17 protein-coding genes and 3 tRNA genes are annotated in these 26,022 nt (G+C 44.4%); 6 read left to right on the top strand and 14 right to left on the bottom strand.

Annotated features, from left to right (window positions below; translation table 11 throughout):
* Positions 1-80: 80 nt before the first annotated feature.
* Genes FSB84_RS04420 through FSB84_RS04410 form a run of 3 tightly spaced genes read left to right on the top strand, consistent with a single transcriptional unit; the run spans position 81 to position 5,781 of the window.
* On the top strand, positions 81-1,163 hold the full coding sequence (locus FSB84_RS04420; RefSeq protein WP_130542717.1) for an efflux RND transporter periplasmic adaptor subunit: 1,083 nt from the start codon (positions 81-83) through the stop codon (positions 1,161-1,163).
* Between the two features lie 24 nt (positions 1,164-1,187).
* Positions 1,188-4,355 (top strand): efflux RND transporter permease subunit, encoded by a 3,168-nt coding sequence (locus FSB84_RS04415; RefSeq protein ID WP_130542718.1) that lies wholly within the window; start codon positions 1,188-1,190, stop codon positions 4,353-4,355.
* The gene (locus tag FSB84_RS04410) at positions 4,348-5,781 is read left to right on the top strand and encodes a TolC family protein (protein ID WP_130542719.1); all 1,434 of its coding nucleotides are present in this window, start codon (positions 4,348-4,350) and stop codon (positions 5,779-5,781) included. The genes FSB84_RS04415 and FSB84_RS04410 overlap by 8 nt, the downstream gene beginning before the upstream one ends.
* A 75-nt stretch (positions 5,782-5,856) precedes the next feature.
* On the opposite strand, the gene FSB84_RS04405 is transcribed toward FSB84_RS04410, so the two are convergent.
* The 3 genes from FSB84_RS04405 to FSB84_RS04395 are packed head-to-tail and all read right to left on the bottom strand — an operon-like array spanning position 5,857 to position 14,480.
* The gene (locus tag FSB84_RS04405) at positions 5,857-10,449 is read right to left on the bottom strand and encodes a DUF6443 domain-containing protein (protein ID WP_130542720.1); all 4,593 of its coding nucleotides are present in this window, start codon (positions 10,447-10,449) and stop codon (positions 5,857-5,859) included.
* An 18-nt stretch (positions 10,450-10,467) separates the two neighbouring features.
* Complete coding sequence (locus tag FSB84_RS04400) at positions 10,468-12,111, bottom strand: DUF5977 domain-containing protein (RefSeq protein ID WP_147122051.1); 1,644 nt, start codon at positions 12,109-12,111, stop codon at positions 10,468-10,470.
* On the bottom strand, positions 12,105-14,480 hold the full coding sequence (locus tag FSB84_RS04395; RefSeq protein ID WP_158643773.1) for a hypothetical protein: 2,376 nt from the start codon (positions 14,478-14,480) through the stop codon (positions 12,105-12,107). Before FSB84_RS04395 ends, FSB84_RS04400 begins: the two co-directional genes overlap by 7 nt.
* Before the next feature lie 316 nt (positions 14,481-14,796).
* Here FSB84_RS04395 and FSB84_RS04390 point away from each other — a divergent pair, with 316 nt between their 5' ends.
* Entirely contained in the window at positions 14,797-15,456 is a 660-nt protein-coding gene (locus FSB84_RS04390) for a response regulator transcription factor (RefSeq protein WP_165434924.1), read from the top strand.
* Between the two features lie 105 nt (positions 15,457-15,561).
* Positions 15,562-16,782: a DUF1624 domain-containing protein gene (locus tag FSB84_RS04385; RefSeq protein ID WP_130542723.1), complete on the top strand. Its 1,221-nt coding sequence runs from the start codon at positions 15,562-15,564 to the stop codon at positions 16,780-16,782.
* Here FSB84_RS04385 and FSB84_RS04380 read toward each other — a convergent pair.
* Entirely contained in the window at positions 16,779-17,801 is a 1,023-nt protein-coding gene (locus FSB84_RS04380; RefSeq protein ID WP_158643772.1) for a peptidyl-alpha-hydroxyglycine alpha-amidating lyase family protein, read from the bottom strand. The two genes, FSB84_RS04385 and FSB84_RS04380, sit on opposite strands and share 4 nt — an antisense overlap.
* A 72-nt stretch (positions 17,802-17,873) precedes the next feature.
* Between FSB84_RS04380 and FSB84_RS04375 the strand changes: the two genes are divergently transcribed.
* Positions 17,874-18,371 (top strand): DUF2911 domain-containing protein, encoded by a 498-nt coding sequence (locus FSB84_RS04375; RefSeq protein WP_130542725.1) that lies wholly within the window; start codon positions 17,874-17,876, stop codon positions 18,369-18,371.
* Between the two features lie 60 nt (positions 18,372-18,431).
* On the opposite strand, the gene FSB84_RS04370 is transcribed toward FSB84_RS04375, so the two are convergent.
* From FSB84_RS04370 to FSB84_RS04330, 10 genes are all read right to left on the bottom strand, one after another.
* Entirely contained in the window at positions 18,432-19,268 is an 837-nt protein-coding gene (locus FSB84_RS04370; protein ID WP_130542726.1) for an SDR family oxidoreductase, read from the bottom strand.
* Positions 19,269-19,396: 128 nt separating this feature from the next.
* Positions 19,397-20,320 (bottom strand): helix-turn-helix domain-containing protein, encoded by a 924-nt coding sequence (locus tag FSB84_RS04365; protein ID WP_130542727.1) that lies wholly within the window; start codon positions 20,318-20,320, stop codon positions 19,397-19,399.
* Positions 20,321-20,413: 93 nt separating this feature from the next.
* On the bottom strand, positions 20,414-20,896 hold the full coding sequence (locus FSB84_RS04360; protein ID WP_130542728.1) for a ribonuclease H-like YkuK family protein: 483 nt from the start codon (positions 20,894-20,896) through the stop codon (positions 20,414-20,416).
* A gap of 24 nt (positions 20,897-20,920) precedes the next feature.
* Positions 20,921-22,000 (bottom strand): AAA family ATPase, encoded by a 1,080-nt coding sequence (locus FSB84_RS04355; protein WP_130542729.1) that lies wholly within the window; start codon positions 21,998-22,000, stop codon positions 20,921-20,923.
* A gap of 19 nt (positions 22,001-22,019) precedes the next feature.
* A tRNA-Lys gene (locus tag FSB84_RS04350) sits at positions 22,020-22,092 on the bottom strand.
* A gap of 17 nt (positions 22,093-22,109) precedes the next feature.
* Positions 22,110-22,182 (bottom strand) — tRNA-Asp (locus tag FSB84_RS04345).
* 22 nt (positions 22,183-22,204) lie between these two features.
* A tRNA-Pro gene (locus FSB84_RS30580) sits at positions 22,205-22,277 on the bottom strand.
* Between the two features lie 601 nt (positions 22,278-22,878).
* The gene (locus FSB84_RS04340) at positions 22,879-24,204 is read right to left on the bottom strand and encodes a hypothetical protein (protein ID WP_130542730.1); all 1,326 of its coding nucleotides are present in this window, start codon (positions 24,202-24,204) and stop codon (positions 22,879-22,881) included.
* Between the two features lie 118 nt (positions 24,205-24,322).
* Entirely contained in the window at positions 24,323-25,075 is a 753-nt protein-coding gene (locus FSB84_RS04335) for a carboxylesterase family protein (protein WP_130542731.1), read from the bottom strand.
* 9 nt (positions 25,076-25,084) lie between these two features.
* Positions 25,085-25,990, bottom strand: coding sequence for a phosphotransferase (locus tag FSB84_RS04330; RefSeq protein WP_158643771.1), 906 nt, complete (start codon positions 25,988-25,990; stop codon positions 25,085-25,087).
* Between the last annotated feature and the right edge of the window lie 32 nt (positions 25,991-26,022).

The following is a 26,022-nucleotide window of genomic DNA, read 5'->3' as shown; positions in this document are numbered from 1 at the left end:
ACGTAATCCCATGACGGTTTACGCAAAGGATAGCTATGCCTTTAACCCAAGGTTTTAATCGCTCAATTTTCATTAATGTCATGAAACAAATCGTTTTGTTCGCCAGCTTGCTGTGTATGTTGTATCAGACAAGCTGCACCACCAAAGCAGAAGAAAAAGAAGAGTCCAGCAAATTTGCTGTAACCAGTCCGATAACGCTGGACACTTCCTTTACCAAAGAGTATGTTTCGCAGATCAGGTCTGTCAGGAACATCGAGATCCGTGCCCAGGAAAAAGGATTCCTGGAAAATATTTATGTGGATGAAGGACAATCTGTGAAAGCAGGACAGCTTCTCTTCAAGATCATGCCCAAACTGTATGAAGCGGAATTGATGAAAGCCGAGGCGGAAGCCAAGGCAGCAGATATCGAATTGCAGAACACAAAGGCGCTGGTGGAAAAGAATATCGTGTCCAGGAATGAACAGGCAGTGGCGCAGGCAAAGCTGGACCAGGCGAAAGCTGAGATGTCGCTGGCAAAACTGCATCTTTCATTTACAGAGATCCGCGCTCCTTTCGATGGAGTGATCGATCGCCTCCCCAAAAAACTCGGCAGCCTTATCGATGAAGGCGAGCTGCTGACCAGCCTTTCAGACAACAGCCAGATGTTCGCTTATTTCAATGTGTCTGAGCCCGAGTACCTGGAATATCAGACCAATGCAAAGAACCGCGCAAACGCACAGGTAAACCTGCTCCTGGCCAATGCATCGGTATTGCCTTATCCGGGAAAAGTGGAAGTGATAGAAGGTGAATTCGATAATGAAACCGGCAATATCGCTTTCAGGGCCAGATTCCCGAATCCTGAAAGACTCCTGAAAAACGGGGAAACAGGAAAAGTGATGATGACGATGCCATTGAAGAATGCCATCATCATTCCACAAAAAGCGACTTATGAAATTCAGGACAAGAAATATGTTTTTGTAGTGGGTAAAGACAATAAGGTGAGGTCGCGCAACATCACCGTTGCTGCTGAAATGCCTGACCTGTATGTGTTGTCAGGAGGATTGACTGCCGATGAAAGGATATTGCTTGAAGGGGTGCAGAAAGTAAAAGAGGAAGATCATGTCAACTTTGAATATCTGGAACCGAAGGAAGTGATTTCACACCTGAGACTAAAAGCGGAATAGTAGTTCACCCTAATTGTGAGTTCAATGTTTAATAAGTTTATACAGCGGCCGGTGCTGTCTATCGTTATATCACTTATCATCGTGTTCCTGGGTATACTGGCCATTACAGGATTGCCTGTAACCCAGTTCCCGTCTATCTCTCCGCCCAAGGTAAATGTAACGGCGGATTATCCGGGCGCCAATGGAGAGCTGATGATCAAATCCGTGATCATCCCTTTGGAGCGGGCCATCAATGGAGTGCCGGGAATGAAATACATGACGGCTGATGCAGGTAACGATGGGGAAGCCAGCCTGCAGATCATTTTCAATCTGGGAACGGATCCGAACGTGGCGAGTCTGAACGTACAAAACCGTGTTGCCTCGGTGGTGAATAAACTGCCTCCACTGGTGGTGCGTGAAGGCGTTAAGATCACGCGCGAAGAATCTAACATGCTCATGTACATCAATGTGTACAGTACAGATACCACAACAGACCAGAAATTCCTGTTCAATTTTGCTGATATCAACCTGCTGTCTGAACTGAAACGTGTGGATGGTGTAGGTTATGCAGATATCCTCGGTAACCGTGAGTATGCGATGCGCGTATGGTTGAAACCCGACCGCATGCTGGCTTACAAGATCTCTGCGGATGAAGTGATGAAATCACTCAGTGAGCAAAGCCTGGAAGCATCGCCCGGTAAAACCGGTGAGAGTTCAGGTAAGCGTTCGCAGTCCTTCGAATATGTATTGAAATATTCCGGAAGATTCAGGAATAAGGAACAGTATGAAAATGTGATCCTGCGTTCAAGTCCGAACGGAGAGATCCTTCGCCTGAAAGATGTGGCGGACGTGGAGTTTGGAAGCTCCATGTATGATATCTATTCCAACCTGAACGGAAAGCCTTCAGCTGCCATCGTGTTGAAACAATCCTATGGCAGTAATGCCAGCCAGGTGATTGCAGCAGTAAAGGAAAAAATGAAAGAGATCAAGGCCAGTTCCTTCCCCAAAGGAATGGATTACGAGATCAGTTATGATGTTTCCAAATTCCTGGATGCTTCTATAGACAAAGTGATCCATACGCTGGTGGAGGCTTTTATCCTGGTAGGTATTGTGGTGTTCATCTTTTTGGGCGACTGGCGTTCCACGCTGATCCCGGCGATGGCTGTTCCGGTTTCCCTGGTAGGAACATTTGCCTTTATGCAGTTCTTTGGGATCACGCTCAACCTGATCACGCTGTTTGCCCTGGTGCTGGCGATTGGTGTTGTTGTGGATGATGCGATTGTTGTGATAGAGGCCGTGCATGCGAAGATGGAAGAAGAACATTTGTCGCCATTCCGTGCCACCAAAAAAGCGATGCATGAAATTGCAGGAGCTATCATTGCCATCACCTTCATCATGGCAGCGGTATTCATTCCTGTGGCATTTATGTCTGGTCCTGTGGGATTGTTCTATCGTCAGTTTTCCATCACTATGGCCACTGCCATCATTCTGTCCGGTGTGGTGGCGCTAACGCTGACGCCTGCCCTATGTGCGATGATCCTGAAGAACAATCATGGAAAACTGAAAAAGAAATCCATCGTTGATAAATTCATCGGGGCGTTCAATAATCAGTTCAACCGCACTTCGGTAAAGTACCAGAGCACGCTTTCCAGGATCGTGAACAGAAGGCTGATCACCTGGCTGATGCTGGGAGCTTTCTGTGCGGGCACCTGGTTCCTGAGTGGTAAAGTGCCTTCCGGATTTATACCGAATGAAGACCAGGGCATGTTCTACGCTATCATTCAAACGCCTCCGGGCTCTTCGCTGGAAAGAACGAATGAGATCACAGAAAGGCTGCAGAAGATTGCAGAAACAGTGGAAGGAGTGCAATCTGTTTCTGCACTGGCAGGTTACGAGATCCTCACGGAAGGTACAGGCGCCAACTCCGGCACCTGCCTGATCAACCTGAAAAGCTGGTCGGAACGTAAACATTCTGTGCAGGAGATCATTGAGGAAATGGAAGAAAAATCGAAAGATATAGCAGGCGCCAATATAGAATACTTCCAGCCGCCCGCCGTTCCTGGTTATGGCGCTGCTGGTGGTTTTGAGCTTCGTTTGCTTGACAAAACAGGATCCGGCGATTATCACAAAATGGAAGAAGTGAATAATGAATTTGTGAAAGCGTTGAAAAAGAGAAAAGAACTTTCTTCTGTGTTCAGTTTCTACAGCGCCAGTTTCCCGCAATACCTGCTAAGCGTAGACAATGATATTGCACAACAGAAAGGCGTTACCATCGAGAATGCGATGAATACGCTTTCAACGCTGGTGGGCAGTAACTATGAGATCAGCTTTATAGAGTATGGCCGTCAATACAAAGTGATAGTTCAGGCTGCGCCTCAGTACAGGGCTTTGCCGGAAGATATCCTGCGATTGTATGTAAAGAATGATAAAGAGGAAATGGTTCCGTTTTCTGCATTCATGAAAATGGAAAAAGTGTACGGTTTGTCAGAGATCACGAGACATAATATGTATACGGCCTCCGAGATCAGTGGCGCTGCGGCTTCGGGATTCAGTAGCGGTACTGCCATCAAAGTGATCAATGAGGTAGCGGCCCAAACCTTGCCTCGCGGATTTGGTATAGACTGGGCGGGCATTTCAAAGGATGAGGTTGCACAGGGAAACCAGGCTGTTTATATTTTCCTGATCTGCCTTGGTTTCGTTTACCTGATCCTTGCTGCGCAATACGAGAGCTTTATTCTTCCTCTGGCTGTGATCCTTTCTTTGCCTGCCGGTATTTTCGGCGCTTTCCTGTTGTTGAAGCTGACTGGTCTTGAAAATAATATCTATGCGCAGGTGGCAATGGTGATGCTGATCGGACTGCTGGGAAAGAATGCCGTTCTGATTGTTGAATTTGCTGTGCAGCGGCATCGTTCAGGCGCTACCGTTTTCGAGGCTGCGCTGGAAGGATCCAAAGCCAGGTTCCGTCCAATTCTCATGACCAGCTTCGCATTCATTGCAGGCTTGATACCGCTGGTGTTTGCCTCCGGTCCGGGAAAGATCGGGAACAGGACCATCGGTACTGCTGCTGCTGGTGGCATGTTATTCGGAACGATATTCGGCGTACTGATCATTCCCGGATTGTATTTCATATTCGGAAAGATAGCGGCGCGCCGGAAGCTGGTGAGAGATGAAGAAGAAAATCCCTTAACTGAAGAAATTGATCACAATGTTTAAAATCAGGATACATCATTGCATTACGGCGATAGGCTTTTGTTTGGCAATAGCCGGATGTAAGGCGCCTGCTGTAATGACACGTGATGAGAACAAGACTGTTCCTGTTTCGTATAATGATAACAGTGATACTGCAAATACAGCATCCCTTCCCTGGAAAAGTTTTTTCAAAGATCCTGTATTGGTGAACCTGATCGATACTGCGTTGAAGAACAACCAGGAGCTAATGATAACGCTGCAGGAGATCGAGATCGCGCGGAATGATATCCGTGTACGGCAGGGAGCTTTACTGCCAATGGTTGGAGCAAAGGCGGGAGCCGGTGTGGAGAAGGTAGGGAGATATACTAGTCAGGGTGCAGGTGATGCAAGTACAGAGATCGAGCCGGGAAAAGAAATGCCGGATCCGCTGGGTGATTTCAATATTGGTGTTTTCGCGAACTGGGAAGTGGATATCTGGAAAAAGCTACGCAGTTCAAAACAAGCGGCTATAGACAGGTTTCTGTCTACCGTGGAAGGAAAGAATTTTGTGATCACCAATCTCATTGCAGAAGTAGCGAACTCTTATTACGAACTGGTAGCGCTGGACAATCAGCTCATGATCGTAAAACAGAATATCGAATTACAGCAAAATGCGCTGAGAGTTGTGAAGATCCAGAAAGAAGCATCGAGGGCCACAGAACTGGCAGTGCAGAAATTTGAAGCAGAAGTATTGAAGTCGCAGAGTATGGAATTTGAAATTCTGCAAAAGATCAGGGAAACAGAGAACAGGATCAATTTCCTGCTGGGCCGTTATCCGCAGCCGATCACGAGAGATCAAAGCAATTATGCAGACTTGCTTCCTGCAACAGTGAGTACAGGCATTCCTTCGCAATTGCTGGCCAACCGTCCGGATATCAAGCAGGCGGAACTGGACCTTGCTGCGGCCAAACTGGATGTGAAAGTAGCGAGAGCGGAATTCTATCCCAGGCTGGAAATCTCTGCAGGACTGGGTTTGCAGGCATTCAAGCCTTCTTACCTGGTGAAGATGCCGGAATCGATCCTGTATTCACTGGCCGGTGATCTGGCTGCACCACTGATCAACCGTAATGCGATCAAGGCTGAATACAACAGTGCCAATGCAAAGCAATTGCAGGCAGTGTATAATTATGAGAGAACTATTCTGAATGCTTACCTGGAAGTGACCAATCAATTGTCTAACATCGGCAATCTTGAAAAAAGCTATGGACTGAAATCGAAGCAGGTGAATGCACTCACGAAGTCCATCGATATAGCGAATGATCTTTTCCGTAATGCAAGGGCTGATTACCTGGAAGTATTAATGACGCAGCGTGATGTGCTGGAAGCAAAGCTGGAATTGATCGAAACAAAGAAGCAACAACTGAATGCCGCAGTGAATGTGTATCGTGATCTTGGCGGTGGTTGGAGATAGAGTATACGTTTTAGTTTGAATGTAAAACAGCCTCAGGGTTATACCTGAGGCTGTTTACGCATCTGTATGTATCAATTATTGAGTAACAAGAAATGGTGAAGCGAGAATACCAACCTGTCTTAGGGCCATCTCCGCCTGAAGCAACCAGGGGGAGGTAACTGGAAGGAATGCGTTTACGTTTAGAACACCGGCTCCAAATAAAGCCCTGGCGGTATAGTTGACGCAACCAGTCATTATGCCATATTTCAACCGTCCCAGACCGAGCAGGTTTGTATTTTTGTTCAGTCTTTGCGTCATAGTGCTAAGCCATTTGCCATTTACGTTTGTGATGCTGGTCTTAAAGAATTTTGTTGTAATCATTCTTGTTCCATTCAGTCCGTTCAACGTTTTACCCTGAAGCTGACTTCTTATATATGGCATAAACCATTTAAGACCGGGAAGCGCTCCACCCAGTGATGGATCTGCAGGTGCAACTGAAATACTGATCGGTTGGCTTGTTGACACGCCGCTGGAGTTGGTTGTAGTATAATTTCCAATGATTTCACTATGTCCTAAAGGTGTTTCTCTTCTCGAGTATAAATTAACATCGGTACCATGAGTTCCGGCAACTATATCACTGACATTTGCCAGGGCTCCGAATGTGAAGCCCACATTGGCAAGAAAGGAGTTGCCGCGTTTGCCCAGATAATTGAATTCTCCTGTTCCCATATCCAGGGAAGCAAACCCTAAACTCATAGTGGGAGACACCATTCCGTTGCTCATAACTGTCATGCCCATGGAATTAAAGGTAGAGCTGATCATGATCCCGAAAGTATTTGCCATAAAGCCACCTGCTGCAGCTACCGATGCGCCTGCATAACCGGCTGCACCACCGATAACTGCTCCTTTAAAAATGTATCCTACCATATCCCAGCCTGTAGCTCCTTTGGCTTCACCGATTTTGTATCCGGCATAACCTCCCATCAGCACTCCTGCTATGATGGCGATAGTAAGCGGGTCCCTTCCATCAGGATCTATGTATGCCGCAGGATTATTATGCATGGCCGCATAAGGCGTGGTATAGTTCACTACAGGGTCCTGTACATGCCATCTGCTTAATTGGGGATCATAATACCGTGCATCAAAATCATATTCTTCCAGTCCGGTACCGTCATAGAATTCGGAGGACTGAAATTCTTTGCTTTGGTACCCCCAGTTATTTTGAAGTTTGCCGAATGCCCTGCTGCTTAGAGCAGCCATTAATAAGCCCTGGGGATAATAATGTGTTTCTTCAATCAGTGGCCCTCTTGTATGAACCACCTGAAGATTATCGAAATAAACATCCTGGTTGCTTTCATTGCTGCAATAAATATAGAGGTAGCCGCTCTTTGGCATATTAATGCCGGTAATGGCGTGTGATTTAATGATATCCGGATTGGAGCTCACTCCATCAAAATAGCTGCCTTCAGTTACCTGTTTGAATTGTTCATCCAGCAATATCCAGTTGATATAAGCTTTGGGGCCTGATGCCGGAACAGGGACGTTGTTGGAAAGCCAGGTGCTGAGCGGTCCTGCTATGCCAGGTGTTGCATTAAGGGTTGCTCCTGTTACACCTTTGCCTGCTACGGCCAAGGTGCCTGCAAATGCATCGAGGAAGGATGCCATCACTCCTGCAAGCGGATAATCATTGTTGTTGACTGACTGTCCGTTACCATGCCACACACTTTTTCCGAAAATACTTATTGCGTCTCCCGACATTACTTTCAATACGATGCCCATGCCAAACCTGTCGCCGGTATTTCCGTTCAGCTTATAAAGTTTGGTACTGGCAGCAGTGGGATTGGTGGTGGGATCAGGTGGAGCGGATAATCCATTATTGTTTTGATAGTTGCTGCCAGAGATTGCACTGAACCATGGCAGGCTTGAAGTAGCGATAATATGGCTGGCATCGTTGGTGATACCGTAGAATTCCTTTTCAGTAGAAATGCCATTTGTTTCTAATGTAGCAGCAGGGTAAACATCTTCCTTCAATTCATCGGTTAATGTAATACGTATGTTTCCGAGATGGTCTTTAAGAAAATAATCGAAGGCGAAAGATTGGTTTCCGGCTGACAGTGTTACGAGCCTTGCCCTGCCTTCTTCATGCGCCATTTGTTGTAATGATTCCGGAATGTTGAATGATGACAGGCTTGTATTGGAAAAGGTTTTGGAAAAGTATATGAAATCACCCAGGTAACTTGTAGTGGTAGTAATATTAGTGGTATAATTGGTTCCATTGAAAGGTACAATGGCGTTGTTTTCCTGAACTATTTTTTTGAGTTTATTGCCGGCTGCGTCATAAGTATAGGATATCGTTCCTTTTCCGGTTATTGAAATTACCGACGGGAGATTCAAGTGATTATAAGTGATCAGGCTTATGTTCTTGTTTACATCCGACTTCTTGTTGCCATTGAAATCATAGGTATAATCTATTGACGCAGGTGTTTTGGAAACGGAATAATGAAAATCGCCCAGTTTGGAACTGGCAACATTGGAGTTGTCTATAACATTCATCAACTTATTGCCCTGTTCATTATTCAGGTATTTGTAGGTGAGGTTATCTATATTGGGTGATCCTCCCAAAACAAATCCGTTTTGATTCAATGATTTGATATTACCGTTGTAGTCATAACCAATACTGTTTACTGAGAAATCGAGGTTGGTCTTTTCCCAGGTACTGCCACTGGAGTTTTGAAGGAATGGGGCCGTGGTGAGACGGTTGGCATTATCATATGTGAAATCATATTTCCGGGCAATTCCATCGCCTTTACTTTTCCAGATCAGTCCGGCAGCATTGCTATTATAAATTGGAATAAAACTGGTGGTACCTGCTGTTGTTGCCTGTTTGTCGTAGCCAAGCTCAAGACCGAAGTAGTTAGCATTGTTACCTGCCTGGGTGTACAATTTGTTGATGCCGGTAATCCAGCCTCTGAGGTTATAATCGAAGGTTTGCGTTTCCAGGGGTAAGCCGCTTACGGGATGCAGGCCGAAAGATTTGGTCTTAACATGTCCGGTAGCATCATAGGTTTGTGTAAAAATCGTTTTTTCCGGGGTAGTGAATGCCGTGCCGTTGATATTGCTTTCTATTGTTTTTTTGACATTCAATATTCTGTTCTCGTGGTCATAATCCATTTTTGTGAGTACTCTGTGATTGGGATTGGGTGCGCTGGTTTTAGCATGTTCTTCCAGCGTGCGAAGAGGAGCTCCGGCCCAGTTGAATTGTATAGTTGATTTGTCTACCCCGTTTGAAAGGTTGGTGCCCTGCGCTTGAATGATTCTGGCTTTGTCGTCATAGAAAGTAACCGTATAGAGGAATTGACTGGTTCCCAATACTGCAATTTTAGTTCCTGTAGTCATGCCTCGCGTCAAGGAGCTCTGTGTGATTGGTTGCGCATATGGATAGTTGTTTGCAGAAGCTGCTGAATAAAAATAATTGGTGTTGCTGGTGTGTGTGGCATCGAGTGAACTGCTCAATCCACTTCCTGTTCCACTTACCCAGGAATAGTTATCGTAATAGTTTCGGGAAAGTTCAATGGTAGTGTATGAAGCGAGGACAGGATGAGTAGTTCCGGATGTAGCCAGGTTTGCATGATAGGTAAGGTTATTGTAGTTGGCAGGGTCAGTCAATAATCCGCTTGCAGTGATTCTGTCCAGGTCATCATATTTGTAATACTGCCACTTTTTATCATTGCGTAAGTTTCCATCCTGGCTCATCACCAATCTTCCGATCTTGTCGTAAACGAAACGCTGTTCATCGGCTCCAGGTGTTTTTTTGATGATATTCCTATCCCAGTCGTCATATTCCATTCTGATACAGAGTTCATCACTAATACTCTGGGTGATTGTCCATGAGCCATTCAGTAATTCGATCACTCTGGGAGTGAGGATAAAGCGAAGGCGGTCATAATCGTCATAAACATAGTAGGAACATAGCCATCCTGCATGCGGACTTCCGGTACCATCATCGGCAGCTGCTGAAAGTTGGGTCTTTCGCATAATCAATTTGCCAGCTTTATCCTGGTATTCGATCACCTGTACATTCTTTTCTTCTTTTGTCAGTTTCTTGGTAAGCTGTCCGGCGGAATAAGTGGTGTTGCTAACAGGCAGGCTTCCCTGCGTGAGGGCTACATTCCATATCCTTACTTCATCTATGACCGAATTGAGGAGATATTTAATATTGGTTCCCCTGTTGCTTCCAGCCCAGCTGCTTCCGGGTGCATAGGTATTGAGTGTTCTGTTGAGTGGCGAGTTCTCAATAGTGAGTTGGGAATAGAAATGTGTTTCGCCGGGGAACATTCCCTGATTGAAGCTTGTTTGCAGGGAAGCTGCATTGGTTTTGACATCTCCGTTATTACCTGAAGCAAATGGCAGGTATTGCTGCACTTCCCTTCCTGATGCATCGTAGGTATGCATTGTTATTACATCCTGTTGAGCGGGATTTGCCTGCTTCTGAACAATTTGCACGGGCCTTCCATAACCATCAAGGTATTCTGTGGTCAGGCTTATTTCCTGATTGGTTCGGGATGTTGCAATAATATCGGCCTCTGTTTTGAATGGTTTTTTTGCAATCCATGTTCTGGCCCTGTTATAGCTTTGACCATATGTTGAAATACTCAACAACATGTTTATGATCAAGAAATATTTTAGCATAAGACTGGTTTTGTTTTTTTATAAGGCAAAAGATCCACTGAGGTATACAGAACTTCCGGCATTGATAACAGGACCGCTGATATAACGGGCAATTACTTCACCATCAGGCCTGATTTCTACTTCCCAGGAGTTGCTGCCTCCGCCAACAGAGATAGTTCTCGCCACAGATGGCCTGCATCCATTGATAATACCAATGGAGTAGGAAAGACCTGCATACATTCCTGAGGTTGTTTTGGTGAAGTAAAAAGAAAATCCAACGGAGCCGCCCGATGCTCCAATACTGCTATATAGTGATGTGAAGCCGGATGCGGCACTGAAGGAACATGATGTAGGAGTACAAATGCCGTTGGTATTCGCAAAATTTTGCCCATTGATGGCAACATCCTGTTCGGCAAGTAAGTTCGCATGAGCCTGGCTGGTAGTTGAGCTATGTGTGCCAGCTGCAACTGTGTAGGTTACAGTTCCTCCCGTGCTTCCACTGCTGCAATTATTCCTTGTAAATGTTCCTGACCTTATCTCATTGTACCATGTTTGAATACAGGTTCCATTGGTGTTTGCAAATTCCTGCCCATTTACAGTAATATCGTTCACTGCCAGCTGATCGGCATCGGCCTGACTGATAGTGGATATATACGAGTTGGCGGGCACTACATACAGAATGGTGGCGCCACTATATCCTGCGGAGCAATTATTCCTTGTAAAACTTGCGGATTTTTCAACATTGGAGAAAATTGTGGGAAGAGGACAGCTTACAGGTTGCGAAATATAGTTATAGCAGGTTTTGGTGAGAATATTCTTGTCGTTGTCTCTTGAAACGCTGATCCTGCTGAAGCCGTCATATTCTATAGTGCTTGTTCTGCCACTGGGATCGATTGTACTGGTTTTGCCGACCAGTGGTTCATAGGTATGGGTGGTCATCAGTGCGTCATTAGGAAAGATTCGTATATCGTCAATGATCCCGGAAATAGATCTTGGTCCGGTGTATGCCTGCTCATTAAATTTCCATTTTCCATTTTCCCAGTTCCACCACTGGATCACATAATTTCTGACAGATGCTGTTGCATAATTTACCTGGAAAGGAGTTGAACCGGCATTATAATACTTGACGCCTGTATGTGCAGAACCGGCAATGGCCGAAGGATTATCCTCAAAACTTTCATAATAGAACTCTTTCTTGAGGAATGGAATGTTTTTGGGATAAACATAATTGAAAGTAGTTGGAAAGGGAACTGATACCGGCACAATATTCAGTGTATAGGTTCCTGCCGGCATATTTGTAAAATCAATTGTTTGAGGTGTACCGGAGCAGGTGCCACCACTACCTCCCGGCAGGCAGAGAGTACCTGTTCTGGTTACCGGACCAGATAGCGTATAGTTGGTTGTAGCCGGACTTGTTCCTCCTGATGAAACGTAGCTCAGGGTCAGATTGATGGTACCAGTATAGCCAGTGGTAAAAACAGCAGAGAGGCCAAAAACAGTGCCATAGCCTGTGGTTTGTTCAGTAGCCGGAATTGTTCCTGCATTTTTTACAAAAGCAATTGGGTACGCGTCTTTATTCAGACCATAACCAAATAATACTCCTGTAGGTTTTCCTCCGTCTGTTTGGGAGGAAATGGGATTGGATCTTTCGATGTCATATTCGAAAATTTCGTTGTTTAACAATGTGGAATTCTTATAAGGGAGGAGTTAACAAGAAAAACTCTGGTATTTCCGTCTGGTAAAGTTTTTACTGCATAACTATTGTGTAAGGTGCTAACAGCTCCATTCCTGCTGGAAGTTGTATGTATAACTGCATCCCTGTTATTCCTGTTCAGCATTGCTGTGATGGCGGTTTCTTCAGCAGGAGTAAGCATGGGTATGGAGCTGTTGTCTGCATAGTAAATTGTTTCTTCTACGGTATTGTCTTTCGAATCCGTAGTAACTATTTTATGAATCGTTCTTTTATTGTTACTGTAGGTATAAGTTGTTGAGTTTTGCATGAAGGAGTTCGGGTCAAGCTGATCATAGGATTTGCTGATCATTCCTGTCAGGCGATAATTCTCAATTTTTGTGTAATAAGTAGACTCGAAGTTTTGTCCACAACCGAGGCCACAGGCGGTTTCATAAATGTAATTCCATTTATATGCCCAGGCTGATTTTGTTTCGGGACTTGTTAATGACGAATAGGAATAGGTTGTTTCTGATATTTTGACTGATGCAGAATTGAACACTGTATTTTTTTTCGGAATCCCTCTTTTATAAGCTGAGCTGATAGTGGAAGTAACGGAAGGGGCTGGGTTGTCTGCAGACGCCAGATAATTGAAAATATCAGGAAAATCACTGAAGTTGTAGAATTCAGCAACAGTATAGCCGCCATTCGGTTGAATGGTTTTTATGGATGAATAACCAATAAAAGTTCCATTCAAATCATTGGTAATGGTTGGAGCTTCAGACAATACAGTTAATACAGCATTGGTGCATCCGGTTAGCAGGTTTGCATAAGATTCAGTCAGTATCTGTCCTTGCGAAATTCCCTGATCATTTTCGTAAACATAACTTGTCTGAATATTTTCACCGGTGCTCAATGTATTTGATATGGATTGTACTCTGAGCCCGCCAACAGCTATATTGGAGGAATTCTTGTAATAGTTGTGCTGCGCATAGTTAATGAGCCAGGAAGAGCCGGTCATGTCCTGAATTTCCGTAAGGATATTGGCTTTTGTTTTGTTCAGGTTGGGTACTCTGAGTTGCGGATAATAGAGTGGATCTGTTGAGCCATTGATGGGAGTATATGCAGTAAAGTAACCCCAGTAATCAAAAACAGCTGATCTCCGCGAAGGAAGATTGTCTGAATTATGGTAAGTGAATGTTCTGTATTGAACAGGAGTTGCTGTATTTGCTGTTCCTCCTGCAACAAAGATATTATCCAGCCTCAGCCTCAGAACATTCAGATCAGTTGAAGGGTCGCCGAAATAGCCGTAATTGAATGTGTAGGTTTGCAGTGTTGATGTGCCAATAGCTGTATATGATTTCAGGGATACCGATAATAACCTTGCTGCGCCCGCCACATCGCGTCTGTCGAAAGCGTACGAAAAATTAATTTCGCCAAGCGATGATTGAATTGAACTGATGTATTTAGGTTGAATTATCGTATTGGTTACAGTATCTTCTTTGAGTTCAACAGTAGTGCAATTGGCGCTTTCCCTTTTTAAGGTCCGGAAATGTCTGTATACTTCATCATTGGGAGAAGCGATATAACTGAAATTGATCACTTCCCTTTTATTATTTGTAAAGATAGTGTTTAGGTTCCAGGTAGTAGGGTAAGTATATTCTGTTCCATAGAGTTTTGTTTTGGTATATTCACTCCCATTAGAATAAGTTGAAAAGTGGTACTCGTTCCCATTGGGGTCTGTTATCACAAAAAGGGGGCTTTGATAGGAGCTGGTGTTGAATAATCCTGGTGCCGTGATCAGGAAACCATTGCTGTTGGAAAGAACAGGCTCCCCATCACCGTTAAAGGTAAACTGGAATGCAAAGCTTGCTGTTTTCACAAAATAGATGTCTGGTTCTCCATCGGCTGTAGGTAAGTCAGCGGTACCTCCGCCGGTGATAGCCTTTCTATCCGCAGTAGTATACGGTGTTCCGTTGACCAGGTGATTGGTTATTTTTTGTCCCCATCTGCCTGTGCCGAGATAACCATTAGGGAACTCGTCGGGAAAACCACGAACAATCCTGGTTACACTGCCTCCGGCCTGCAATTGCCAGCCAAGGCCCGCACAGGTTGCGTAGTCCTGCACTTTTATTCCCTTACCATGAGTGTAGGTCAGGGAAACAGGAATGGTCATGTCTTTGGAGGCAAGGTCACAAACAGGAACGTTTACCTGAGCTGTACCAGTATAAAGGTCAACTCCAACTGAAGTGGGAGCGCCCCCAATTGTTCTGAGAAAACTGCTATTAGGGGATGGAGATCCGAGGCTATTGGGAAATTGTGCCCGAATTGTTGTGCAAATTGATAGCCAGGCCACGCACGCGAGTAAGCTTAATTTTGACATAGGAAAGGTTATTGCTGTAGATATTAATATTTAGGAGTTAAAGTCTGTCCGGCAAAATACCTGAGTATAAAATGTTCTGCTCTTTAAGAACTATTAGTATGAAGGGTAAATAACAGGTAGCCTCATTCCGCCCGTTCAATAAAACAGGTGTCCGATTTGATCATAGAGGCAGGAGTGGGCTGGAGTGATGGGAGTTTACAAATGCACTGAACCGATACGCTTTAGGCTTGCATTTTGACAAACTTAATTAATGTTATTTTATTTTTACTCCACATTTGAGGGTATTTTCCCGGACCCCATAAAAATTGTTATCCTAATGAATTCTTCTTCTAAAACCTTAACCGTTGCATTGGCAGATGATCACGTATTGGTACGATCAGCTATTTCACTCTTACTGTCTACCATTCCACATATTCAAATTGGCCCGGAGGCGGGAAATGGAAAAGAACTATTGGACCATCTTGCTTCCGGGGCTACTCCAGACATCATATTGCTGGATATAAACATGCCCGTGATGGATGGGTTCGAAACAATGAAGGAAATCCGAAAAATGCACAGCGCAGTTAAAGTAGTTGCCCTGACTGCCTATGAAGATGACCTTGCCTTGTTACGTTTATATAAGCTGGGCGTAAAGGGATATATTTCAAAATCTATTAAAAAAGAAGAATTGCGGATGGCTTTGGAAACGGTTGCTGATGGTAATGAGTATTTTCCAAATCTGTTGAAAGGAGTTATTCAGGATGATGCTGCACATGATCTTTTGGAAAAGCTCAGGTCATTGAAGGAAAGAGAACTTACTTTTCTGAAATATGCTTCTATGGACATTCCTTATAAGGAGATTGCTCAAAGAATGAATGTGAGCCGTTATACCATTGATGATTACAGAGATAGCCTTTATCAAAAATTTTCCATTCAATCGAGGATCGGGTTGATCTTACTTGCATTAAAATTCAAGCCAATAATCGGAGGACAGTGAAGGCGCCAGCGGTCCAATTGCGTCAATTATCCTTTTTCATTTTTTTCCATTGAACCAATCAGAGCGGCAGGTGTAATTATCATGTTACAACCTTAACCTGATAATATGACCAAAACGGTTCCGGGTATTGCCCAGACTGCAATCAGAAGTCGCCGGATCGAATCAATCGACCTGTTGCGCGGTTTCATCATCGTGTTCATGTGCCTCGATCATGTGCGCGATTACTTCCATGCATATTCCTACATTCATGATCCTACAGACCTGCAGCATACCAGCGCGCCGATCTTTCTCACAAGGTGGATCACACATTATTGTGCGCCCGTTTTTACTTTGCTGGCCGGTGTTGCTGCCTGTTTGTATGGAATGAAACATGATCGCAGGAGCCTATCTTTTTTTCTATTTTCCCGTGGGCTTTGGCTGGTAGTGCTGGAGCTGGTGTATGTAACATTGGCCTGGACCTTCAATCCGCATTACCCGGCATTCATCCTTCAGGTGATCTGGGCACTGGGATTCAGTATGATGGCGCTGGCATTGCTGATCCACCTGCCCCGAACTGTTTTACTGTTTCTCGGATTGTTCATTGTGTTTGGACACAATGCGCTGGATGGTATTCACAGCACAGAGCATAAAGCCTCAGACCTTATCTGGTCTTTGCTGCATGAGCCCAATTTTACAGGTTACCAATTGGGGCCATTCAACCTCGTGATCGGATATCCGGTATTGCCTTATATTGGTATCATCTCCCTGGGGTATTGCCTTGGAACTTTGTATGGTGCAGCAGTTGATCCGGATTATCGAAAAAGGATATTACGGAATCTCGGCATTGGGGCTATCTTCTTATTTGTCATTCTCCGCTTTATCGATCAATATGGAGATAATGCACATTGGACAGTACAAAAGAATTTTCTTTTTACCATTTTCTCATTTGTGAATGTATCGAAATATCCCCCTTCCCTATTATTCATATTAATGACACTGGGGCCGGCTTTGCTGTTCCTTGCGTATGCAGAAAGGCCGTTGAACCGGCTTACTTCAAAACTGATCATATTCGGAAAGGTCCCGATGTTCTTCTATTTGATGCATATCCCGCTGATCCATGGCTTTGGCGTGCTGGCAGCGATGATCTCCGGAAGGCCCGCATCGGATATGGTGAATTTCACTACCTGGGTTACAGCCAATGTTCAACTGGTGGGTTACGGATTTGGATTGCCTGTAGTGTATTTGATGTGGTTGGTGACCCTTGCAATATTGTATCCGCTATGTTTGAGATTCAGTAAATACAAGCAGCTGAATCAGGGAAAAAAGAAATGGCTGAGTTATTTCTAGGGTTTTGTGATACGTTCGAATTTCAGGATCTGGTTTTTGAGAATATCGCCAACAAAAATATTTTGTTCTTTGTCGATGGCTATGTCGTGGAACCAGCAAGGCTGATCCTGCGTTCCGTTGCTTCTGCCGAACCTGTTGAGTGCAATGCCGATCGTGTCTGAAACAATTATATCCGAACCGCGATGTTTTAGTTTCATGAAGTTGAGGTCGTCAACTGTATAGAGTTTGTTCTTCAGAGTATCGGCGGTGAGTGCGCAAATATCCGCATCTGAAACTGAGCTGAGCTCCCGGATGAATTTGCCGTTGAGATCAAACACCTGGATCCTTGCATTCTCCCTGTCCGCAACATATAGTTGGTTATTGAGGATACAAAGTCCGTGGGGAATATCGAATGCTCCCTGTTGCATTCCTTTGCTGCCCCATTCGAAAAGGAATTTTCCTTCCGGGGAAAACTTCATGATCCGGCTGTTGCCATAACCATCGCTCACAAAAAAAGATCCATCATTGGCAATAGCGATGTCTGTGGGTTTGTTGAAATGAAGGCTGTCTTTGCCCGGGATGCCTGCCTCACCCAGCTTCAGGAGCAGTTGACCATCATGCGTGAATTTGAAAACCTGGTGCAGTCCGATATCGGTAACCCAGATATTATTTTTATTATCTGTAGCTAGTCCATGCGGCATAATAAAAATTCCGCTTCCCCAACTAGAAAGAAGTTCACCTGTTTTATTGTGAATGATCAAAATGGTATTGTCTTTGATGATGTCTTTAGGGATGGACCCGAGAAGTGGCCATTCTTTGCCGGCCCGGTGGAAGACCACAATATTTTGATTGGTATCGATACCGATCCCGGTGGGTTTGCCGGGAGTGACTGCAGCGGGTAAGGCCGGCCATTTGGCTTGTTTGTAGCCAGGATCGGTTCGTACAGCATCATTGTTTTTTACTTCCTGTAAAAGATAGGACACCCCGATTACCATGGTAAGGGGGACGAACAGGTAGAATATTGTCTTAAGCCAGCGCATTCCGTTTATCATTTATTCATATTCCGGGTATAAAATAATAGCTATTTTCAATAAATCTAAATCTTACAAAATATGTACAAAATAATTCTGACAGCAGCAATTATTGCCGGCAGCACCACAGCGGCTTTTTCCCAGGATGCACCCAAGAGTCCAAGGATCACCGCAGAAGGAAACGATGTGAAGGTAAGCTATGGCCAACCTTCAAAACGAGGCCGTGAGATTTTCGGCAAACTGGTCCCTTACGGACAAATATGGCGTACAGGTGCGAATGAAGCTACTGAGATCACATTCGCGAAAAATGGATCATTTGGAGGAAAGCCTGTGAAAGCGGGTACTTATTCGCTGTTCACTATTCCTGGAGAAGGTGAGTGGACATTCATTCTCAACAGTGAGTTGAAGCAATGGGGAGCTTATAAGTATGAGCAGATAAAAGGAAAAGATGTTTTGCAGGTAAAAGCAAAATCAACCAAGATCAGTGGCGATCCTGTTGAAAAACTGACCATCACCCTGCCTGAAGGTAAGCTGGTACTGGAATGGGATCAGACTAAAGTGGAAGTGCCAGTAAAGTAAAATAATGTACAACTGAAAATAATAAAGCCGGACTCAATCAGGTCCGGCTTTTTGTTTTGTTCAATAATTGATAGAGGTGGCCAGTGCTTTCACTTTTTCCATTTCTTCTTTTACATCTTTCAATTTCGATTCCACCAATCCGTATGCATCCGCTCCAAGATACAAATGCAGTGGCGGTTGTTGTTGTGAAGCTACTTCGATGATCACACTGGCTGCTTTATCCGGGTCTCCGGGCTGGGCTCCGTTGATATTGTGCTGGTGATTGTTTTGAGCATTCCTTACAGAGCTGTATTCCTGGATTTCATTTTTCGGAACAATCAGGGAGCCGGCGCCCAGGAAATTGGTGCGAAGGTATCCGGGAGAAACTACAGTTACATGAATACCGAACTCTTTCAGTTCAGCGCTCAGTGATTCTGAGAATCCATGCATAGCGAATTTGGTGGCGCAGTAGATGCCAAATCCGGGGAAAGTACCAACCAAACCGCCAACTGAAGCCACATTCAAGATATGGCCTGACCCCTGTTTGCGCATATATGGTAATGCCGCACGGAGTACATTCAATGTTCCGAAAACATTCACATCAAAGTTCAACCTCGTTTCTTCATCCGTGAGTTCCTCGATGGCGCCCACCAGGCCATAACCTGCATTGTTCACAATTACATCGATCCTGCCAAATTGATCGATCGTTTTTTGAATGCCCTGCGCAACGCTTGCAGTATCCACCAGGTCCATCTGCAGCGGGAGGAATGATTGACTGTTGTTGCCAACAGCATTGCCGAGTTCTGCAAGGTTCCTGGAAGTGGCTGCAACATTGTACCCTTTGTTCAATAGCTCTTTCACCAGTGATAGTCCCAGGCCTTTGGATGCTCCGGTAACAAACCAGACTTTATTCTTCATGTTCATTTTTTTAGAATTTTAGTTTTGTTGTTTCATGAAACTGAACACAAAATTAGGCCGGGCAACGGCCACGAACCTTGCCAATAACAAACTGATCATTGTATAATTCAAACAATCCGGTAAGAAGCTCAGCTGGCCTGGGTGATGGGGCAGGGAGCTTTTCTGAAGGAGGAGGGAGTAAGGCTGGTTTGTTTTCTGAAGAAGTGGTTGAAATGTGCTGCGCTTTCAAAGCCAAGACTGTAGCCTATTTCAGAGATATTCCAGTCGGTTTGTACCAGCAATGCCCTGGCTTCGGTGGTCAGCCGTTCTGCAATAAGATCGGTTGTGGTTTTGCCGGTTACAGTGCGAATGGCCCTGTTGAGGTGATTCACATGTACATTGAGCTGATCGGCAAAATCTCTTGCAGACTTCAATTGGAATCTTTGCGTGGAGGATTCGATGGGAAATTGCCTTTCCAGTAATTCTGTAAAAACTGACGTGATCCTGGCATTGGCATCTGTATGTTGATATAATGTTTCGGTGGGTTGGATCTTCATGGCATAATGCATCATCTCCATTACGTAATTCCTGATGAGATCGTATTTGAAAACATAGTCTGAGCCGATCTCCTGCAGCATTTTGCTGAAAATGGCGGACACCTGTTTGTCCTGCGATTTATTCAAACTGTAAGCGGGATTATTGCCTGGCAGGAACATGGGGAATTGTTTCATTCCATTGCGAAGGTGCTGAGTGAAGAAGCCTTCTTTGAAAATACAGAAAAAGCCGGTGGGATCATCGGATAAAAGCTCGAAAGTGTATGGAACGGTTGGATTGAAAAAGATCAGGGTTGGGCCTGATACTTTCAGTGATTTGTCTGCATAATGATAAAGCCAGCTTCCGCGTACGAGTGAGATCTTGTAGAAGTCCCTGCGGCTGTATTGTACGTGTTTCCCTTCTCCAATGCAGTCTTCCAGCCTGAAAACATTGAAATGACCGATCTCTCTCTGGAGGTTACCGGGCATCCAGTTGAATTTTTCCTGGTAGAAACTTTCGAGTGATTGTGCTTTTGCCATGGGGAATGCTTGAATTGCAAAAATCAAACATTTTTCTGACAAGGAGAGAAATTTGTACCAGGTGATAACACATGGTACAAATTATTTGGTACGCTATTGTACTGCTTTATCTGCGCAACATGAGCTGGCGAAGGCATGCGGCTTGGCTTTGAACACGAAGCCCATTCCCATGATGTATCCCATAGCCTCTTTCAGCGCATCGTTGCTCTTAAAGTTGGGATTGGTGTTGATGTCTGCATGCACTTCCATATCCACGTTATAAACAGTGAACAGGCAACAAAGCGCATAGGCGATTTCAATACTTTTTGCTACTTCCGTCAGCATCCTTTGCTTAACGGTCATCTTTTGGAGACTGGTTTCATTGTGTATGTACATAAATCCACCTTTTCCTTGCCGGATGAATACGATCACTGTAGCAAATTCTGTTTCCTTTCCTTTGACCTGGCTATCGGTACCGATACAAACTTTCAATTCATGTCCCATTTCTTTTTCCTGTATCAACACGGCTTCCACTTCGTCTTCAATGGGTCTTGTGAGTTTGGTACCGTCCAGCTTTCTCCAATGTTGCTGTTGCATGGGTTACCTCCATTTCTGAATAGATCATGTTTTGTTTTCAATAATATTTCTTCTGAATCCGATTACTTCCACCTGGCGGACCGGTTCTGTTTTTTCATGTTGATTGGCGATCTCTGCAATGGTCATAGGTTGTGTGATGTTTGTATCGAAGCCGAAATGATCACTGAGTTGCCTGGACTTTGCGATGCCAAGTTTGCCGAATTCGTATTTTGCGATCAGCCGTCCTTTTCGCATCAGTGCACTATCGATGAGCGCCACAGAGCTGTTGAAGGTGCAGATGATCTGTACGTTCAGGAAATCTGCGAGTAATCCGTCTGAAATATTCAACAGGTTCGAAACTGCAGATCCGGAATTGAATTTTCTGTCCATGATTATATTTTCTGCGTCTTCGATCACCAGAACGGAATTCGGGTTGTCGATCAGCAGGTCAATAAAATCAGGGTTCACCAGATTTCCGGCTACAGAAGGAGAGAGGAACATTACACGTTTCTTTATCTTTCCCACGAGGTAGCGCAGATAGGTGGTTTTACCTGTTCCAGGCAAGCCATGCAGAAGAACGATCCCCTTATCATTTTTCTTGTTCAGTCTTTTTCTGATGATCTCATCCGTATCTTTAAAATCATTTTCATAGAAAAGATCAAGATCGAGTTTGGTCCGTTTGATTTCCATTGCTTTCAACTCAAGGCAATCAGAGGATCTGACGATCAGGTTGATCTCCAGGGGCTGCTTTCGTTGCCGTTCTTTGAATTCACTTGCGAGGCTGGAAATGGCTTCCAGGAATTCCGGTTCTGTGCCATCATTCAATATTTCGCAGCAATTATTGCTCAGTTCTATGATGCAGTTGTTTTTGAAGATGATCACAGTTCTAATGAATTCGTATTTCCTGTTTTCTCTTTTATACCAACGATGCTGGAATATGTCAAGGATTAGCAGAGCGAATTTTTCCCTGATTGCAGGAAATGCTTTTTCGCCATCGACCTTACTGATGAAATTCAGGTTTGGCACTATATTGAAATAGTATAAGTATAAAGCTTTGCTGCTCAGGAAGCGGTTCTCAAAAATAGCCGTGGCTTGAATTGCTTTCTGGTTGTATAATTGTTCCATAATTAATGCTCTAAAGTTGTTGGCCTGGTGAGACTCGAACTCACAATCCCCCGGTTAAAAGCCGGGTGCTTTTCCAGTTAAGCTACAAGCCAATTTTCTGTATAATTTTCGGTTGTCTCCGGGAATCGAACCCGTAACTGCAGATCGACAATCTGCAATGTTGACCATTACACCAACGAACCATGCAGCAGAACTACTGCTTTGTATAGGAGACAGGATTAGAACCTGCAGCCTCTTCACCCCAAATGAAGTATCCGGCCAATCGGAATGCTCCTATATGTAAACCGGTATTTTCTGATGGCAATAAAAAAGCCCGGTCAGTTTTGACCGGGCCTGCTTTTATGTTCCTGTTTTTCAGGTATACATATACGTTATAGTGCAGTCCGGCCGGGTAGAGTTCCTGTTTTTCTCCTGCTGGTTACCGGGGTCAGTATGGGCGCACCGATCCTGTTGGAGGAATAGCACAGTATCACTCTTGCGTTTGAATGGAATATGTCTGGATAGTATCGTCATTGATCATTTTACATATTTAGAGTTTCTTCTTTTTCATAAATAAGGTAAAAACAAAAAGCCCCGCGATTCACGCGGGGCCTGAGTTATATGGAATTCGTTTTGTAAACTTATTCATCAGCATAACATGCCCCGCAAACACTGTAGCCGCCTTTGGGGCTAAAGCCATTTACTGTTTCGATATGGAGATCTATGCGTTGCATGTTTGTTATTTGATGATGCAAAGGTGTTAATAATTTTCCATTCCTGCCAAATATTTGACAAACTTTTTTTTGAAATGCAATTTGCGAACAGATAAAGCAAAAGGCCGAACCCGCGTGAGTCCGGCCAATTGGCACATGAGTGTTTACTGAAGGTTCTGGCGATTATTAAACTTGTGTTTTCATAACATCTTTCAAACCGGGCGTGGCGCCTTCTGTTACTTTTTTCCTGGTTTTCTTCTTTGAATCCTTTGGGTTTTTTCCTTCGTTTGCAGGTGTGACAAGGGTCAAACGATAGCTTCCTGTTTCAAGATCAGGCAGGAAAATTTCTCCATTTGAATTGCTTATAATATTGATATTATTACCTCCCGGATTTTTACCACCCTTCACCACAATGCCTCCGATAGGTGTACCAGGTCTGGCCATTTCGGCAACCTCACTTCGTTTAACTCCTTTTTCACTGATGCTCCTTCCGGCAGTTTGGTCAGGAGCACTCAATTGAAGCATATAGTCTCCAGCAGTTGCTACATCGAATGTTATTTGTCCATTTTCGTCGCTTACCACATTGATACTATTTCCTCCGGGATTCTTTCCTCCTTTTACTATAATGCCTCCGATAGGATTACCTGGTCTGGCTTCCGGCGCCATCGATTTCCCGGCTGCATAAGAGGCAGAAGCGGCATTAGCCCCTTTCTTTGTTCTCTTTTTCCCTAATGCAACAGATAAACCAATGTTGACTTCAGTGATAGCATACCTGGAAGTCTGAACCGAACTTTCCCATGTTCCCTTAGCCAATTGACTGATTTCATATGTATTGTTTTCTTTGAAACCTCCTTCAGGAACCAGGTATTGGGTAGTGTGTTGTATTTCGGGGCCGGTGACGAGAGCGAATCCTGCAAAGACAGCAATATTGTCTTTTAGTTTGTAACCGGCTCTAAGTTGTGGTTTGAAAATAAGTCCCTGCACTTTTTGTGCTTCTCTTTTTACCAGATCCTTTTGCTGTTGTTCGCCATTGATGCTGGCTGTTCCAGTCTGAACGGATCCTTCCTGTTTAAAACTCAGATAACCTGCATTTATTGATGGCGAAATATGAAATCTGCCAAAACCGAATGCTGCCTGAATACCTGCAAACCCTGAATAACTGTTCGAGTTGGATCTGCTCATTTTTGATTCTACAGCGATCGGTGTATTATAGGCATTGTATTTCGTTGATACGTCACTGTTATTGGAAGGGATATTTTTTACGCTGGTAAAATTCCCTCCAAGGAAAATACCCAATGCAAAACTGTGTTCCTTTCCGTTTGGATTCCAGCTTTTTCCATAAAAAGGGACAAAAACATCTGTCTGAAGATGATAACCATTGCCAATCAGGTTGTCTTTTCCTTTTGAAGAAGCGTTAGCAACTCCGGAACTGAGGGATAACTGAATTCCGTTCTGTGCAACTGCAGTTTGAAAGGAAAGCAGCAGGGCAATGATGGGGTATTTTGCTTTCATTCGATTGTGTTTAGGTGGGCGCAAGAAGTGCTTGCTTCCAGCTATACATCAACGAAACGGCAGGAATGTTACCCCTCCTGACTGGAAAAACTGGTAAAAGGTTGTGTTTGAGGGTAGTCTATTTGCCGAAGAGCCAGCCAGGGAGGTCAGGTTCTGCATAAGCGTTAATCCAGCTATTGTGTTTTACGCCTTTGTACTCTGTGTACTTAGGCTTCCCGCCAGCATTTTTGAGACTGGCAATTATCATGCGCGTGTATTTCACTTCATTGATCGTATCCTCATCCCCATGAAAGGCCCATAGACGCACTTTTTTATAAATCTTTGCCTTTGCCGTATCGGCGATTCCGCAAATGGGGACTGCTGCTGCAAATAACTTAGGAGCTCTGCTCAAGAAGTCGAAAGTTCCTTCTCCGCCTAAGGACAGTCCGGTAATATAGATTTGTTTTTGAGCGATGGGTAAATCATTTTTCAGTTTCCTGAGCAATTCCAGGGTAAGCTTTGTAGAAGTGGTTGGTGTATCGGGAGTGGCTATGCTATTCGGAAAGCCGGGGAATCTGACCCAGGGTTCTTGCTTAGTACATTGCGGTACAAGAACAAAGCATGGATATTTTTTCCTGTTGGCGCTATCCAGGAATATTTGTGGAAGGCTTTTGAGTGGCTTTTCATTATCGTTGCCCCATGCTCCTGCTCCGTGGAGGAACAACACCAATGGATATTTTTTTGCCGGGTTGAAATCCACGGGATAGAGTAAGCGATACGGAAGGGTATCGCTACCGGATACGAGTTCCCTTTTTTCGAACAACTCAAGTCTCTGCGCTAATGAATCACAATGAAAGCAGATCACAAATAATGAAAGGGTGAGAAATTTCATGAATTGAAGCTACTTAATTTCGTCGGGTAAATCTATTCCGAGACATTGCGATGCCCATTCCAAATCAATTGCTATTAGTTTTATGAATACTTTTTTCAACCATTCAGGCATCGACTGATCTGCCAGCAAACGTTGCGTCAGTGCGGCAGCCCCCGAAGCGGCCACCACCCCGCCTTCCGGCATAACCAGGTAAGGCGCGGGGCCGCCTTCCAGGTGAAGCGTAGGAAGCAGGTTACCCAGATCATGATGTTTGTTTCCCCGGCCGGCATGGCTCCAGTCAACAAAGATCACTTGTGAACCCTCTATACAAATATTGTCACTTCTGATATCGCCATGAACAAGGAAATTGCCAGTTACATCCGTTTTACTTTCGGCGAGTATCAGGGCGTCGATCGATCTTTTGAACCAGGCTTCGGAGCATAATCCAAGTTGGAGAAAAGGACAAGGGTTCTCTGCAATAGAAGGCCAAATCCCGGTTCCCCAATTTTTCATTGCAGGCAGGTCTGGTGGTGCCTCAATAGAGGAAAGCATCTGAACAGCATCGAGCAAAAGTTCGAAGTCGCCTTTACGCCAGGTTACACCCTGATGGCTGGCAGGCCAGTAAGCATCGCTCAGGTCCTGTGTTATCAGAACAGGATGGATATCCGGTATATCAATCCACGCAATAATATTGGGCATAAATTTTCCGCGCAGGGTTGATAAGGCAAGATATTCATTGCGGAGCCAATATGCTGTTGTCTCATCTGTAGCTGCTTTTACAAAAACCTTGTTTTTGTCTTCGAGCATTACTGAAAATCTGAATGCCGGAGACAAACCACAATCAGGCATATGCCAACTGACTGTTTCCTTACCGGTCGTATCCTCTAATAACTTCAACAGATACGCTGGCGGGGAGGTTCTGTTACTGTTTGTCATAGACCAGCTTGCTTTAGTAATACGTATCAAGA

Origin of the sequence: Pseudobacter ginsenosidimutans, assembly GCF_007970185.1 — a bacterium.
Classification (GTDB): domain Bacteria; phylum Bacteroidota; class Bacteroidia; order Chitinophagales; family Chitinophagaceae; genus Pseudobacter; species Pseudobacter ginsenosidimutans.
Note: the sequence above shows the minus strand (reverse complement) of the source record. Positions and strands in the feature narration are given on the sequence as shown.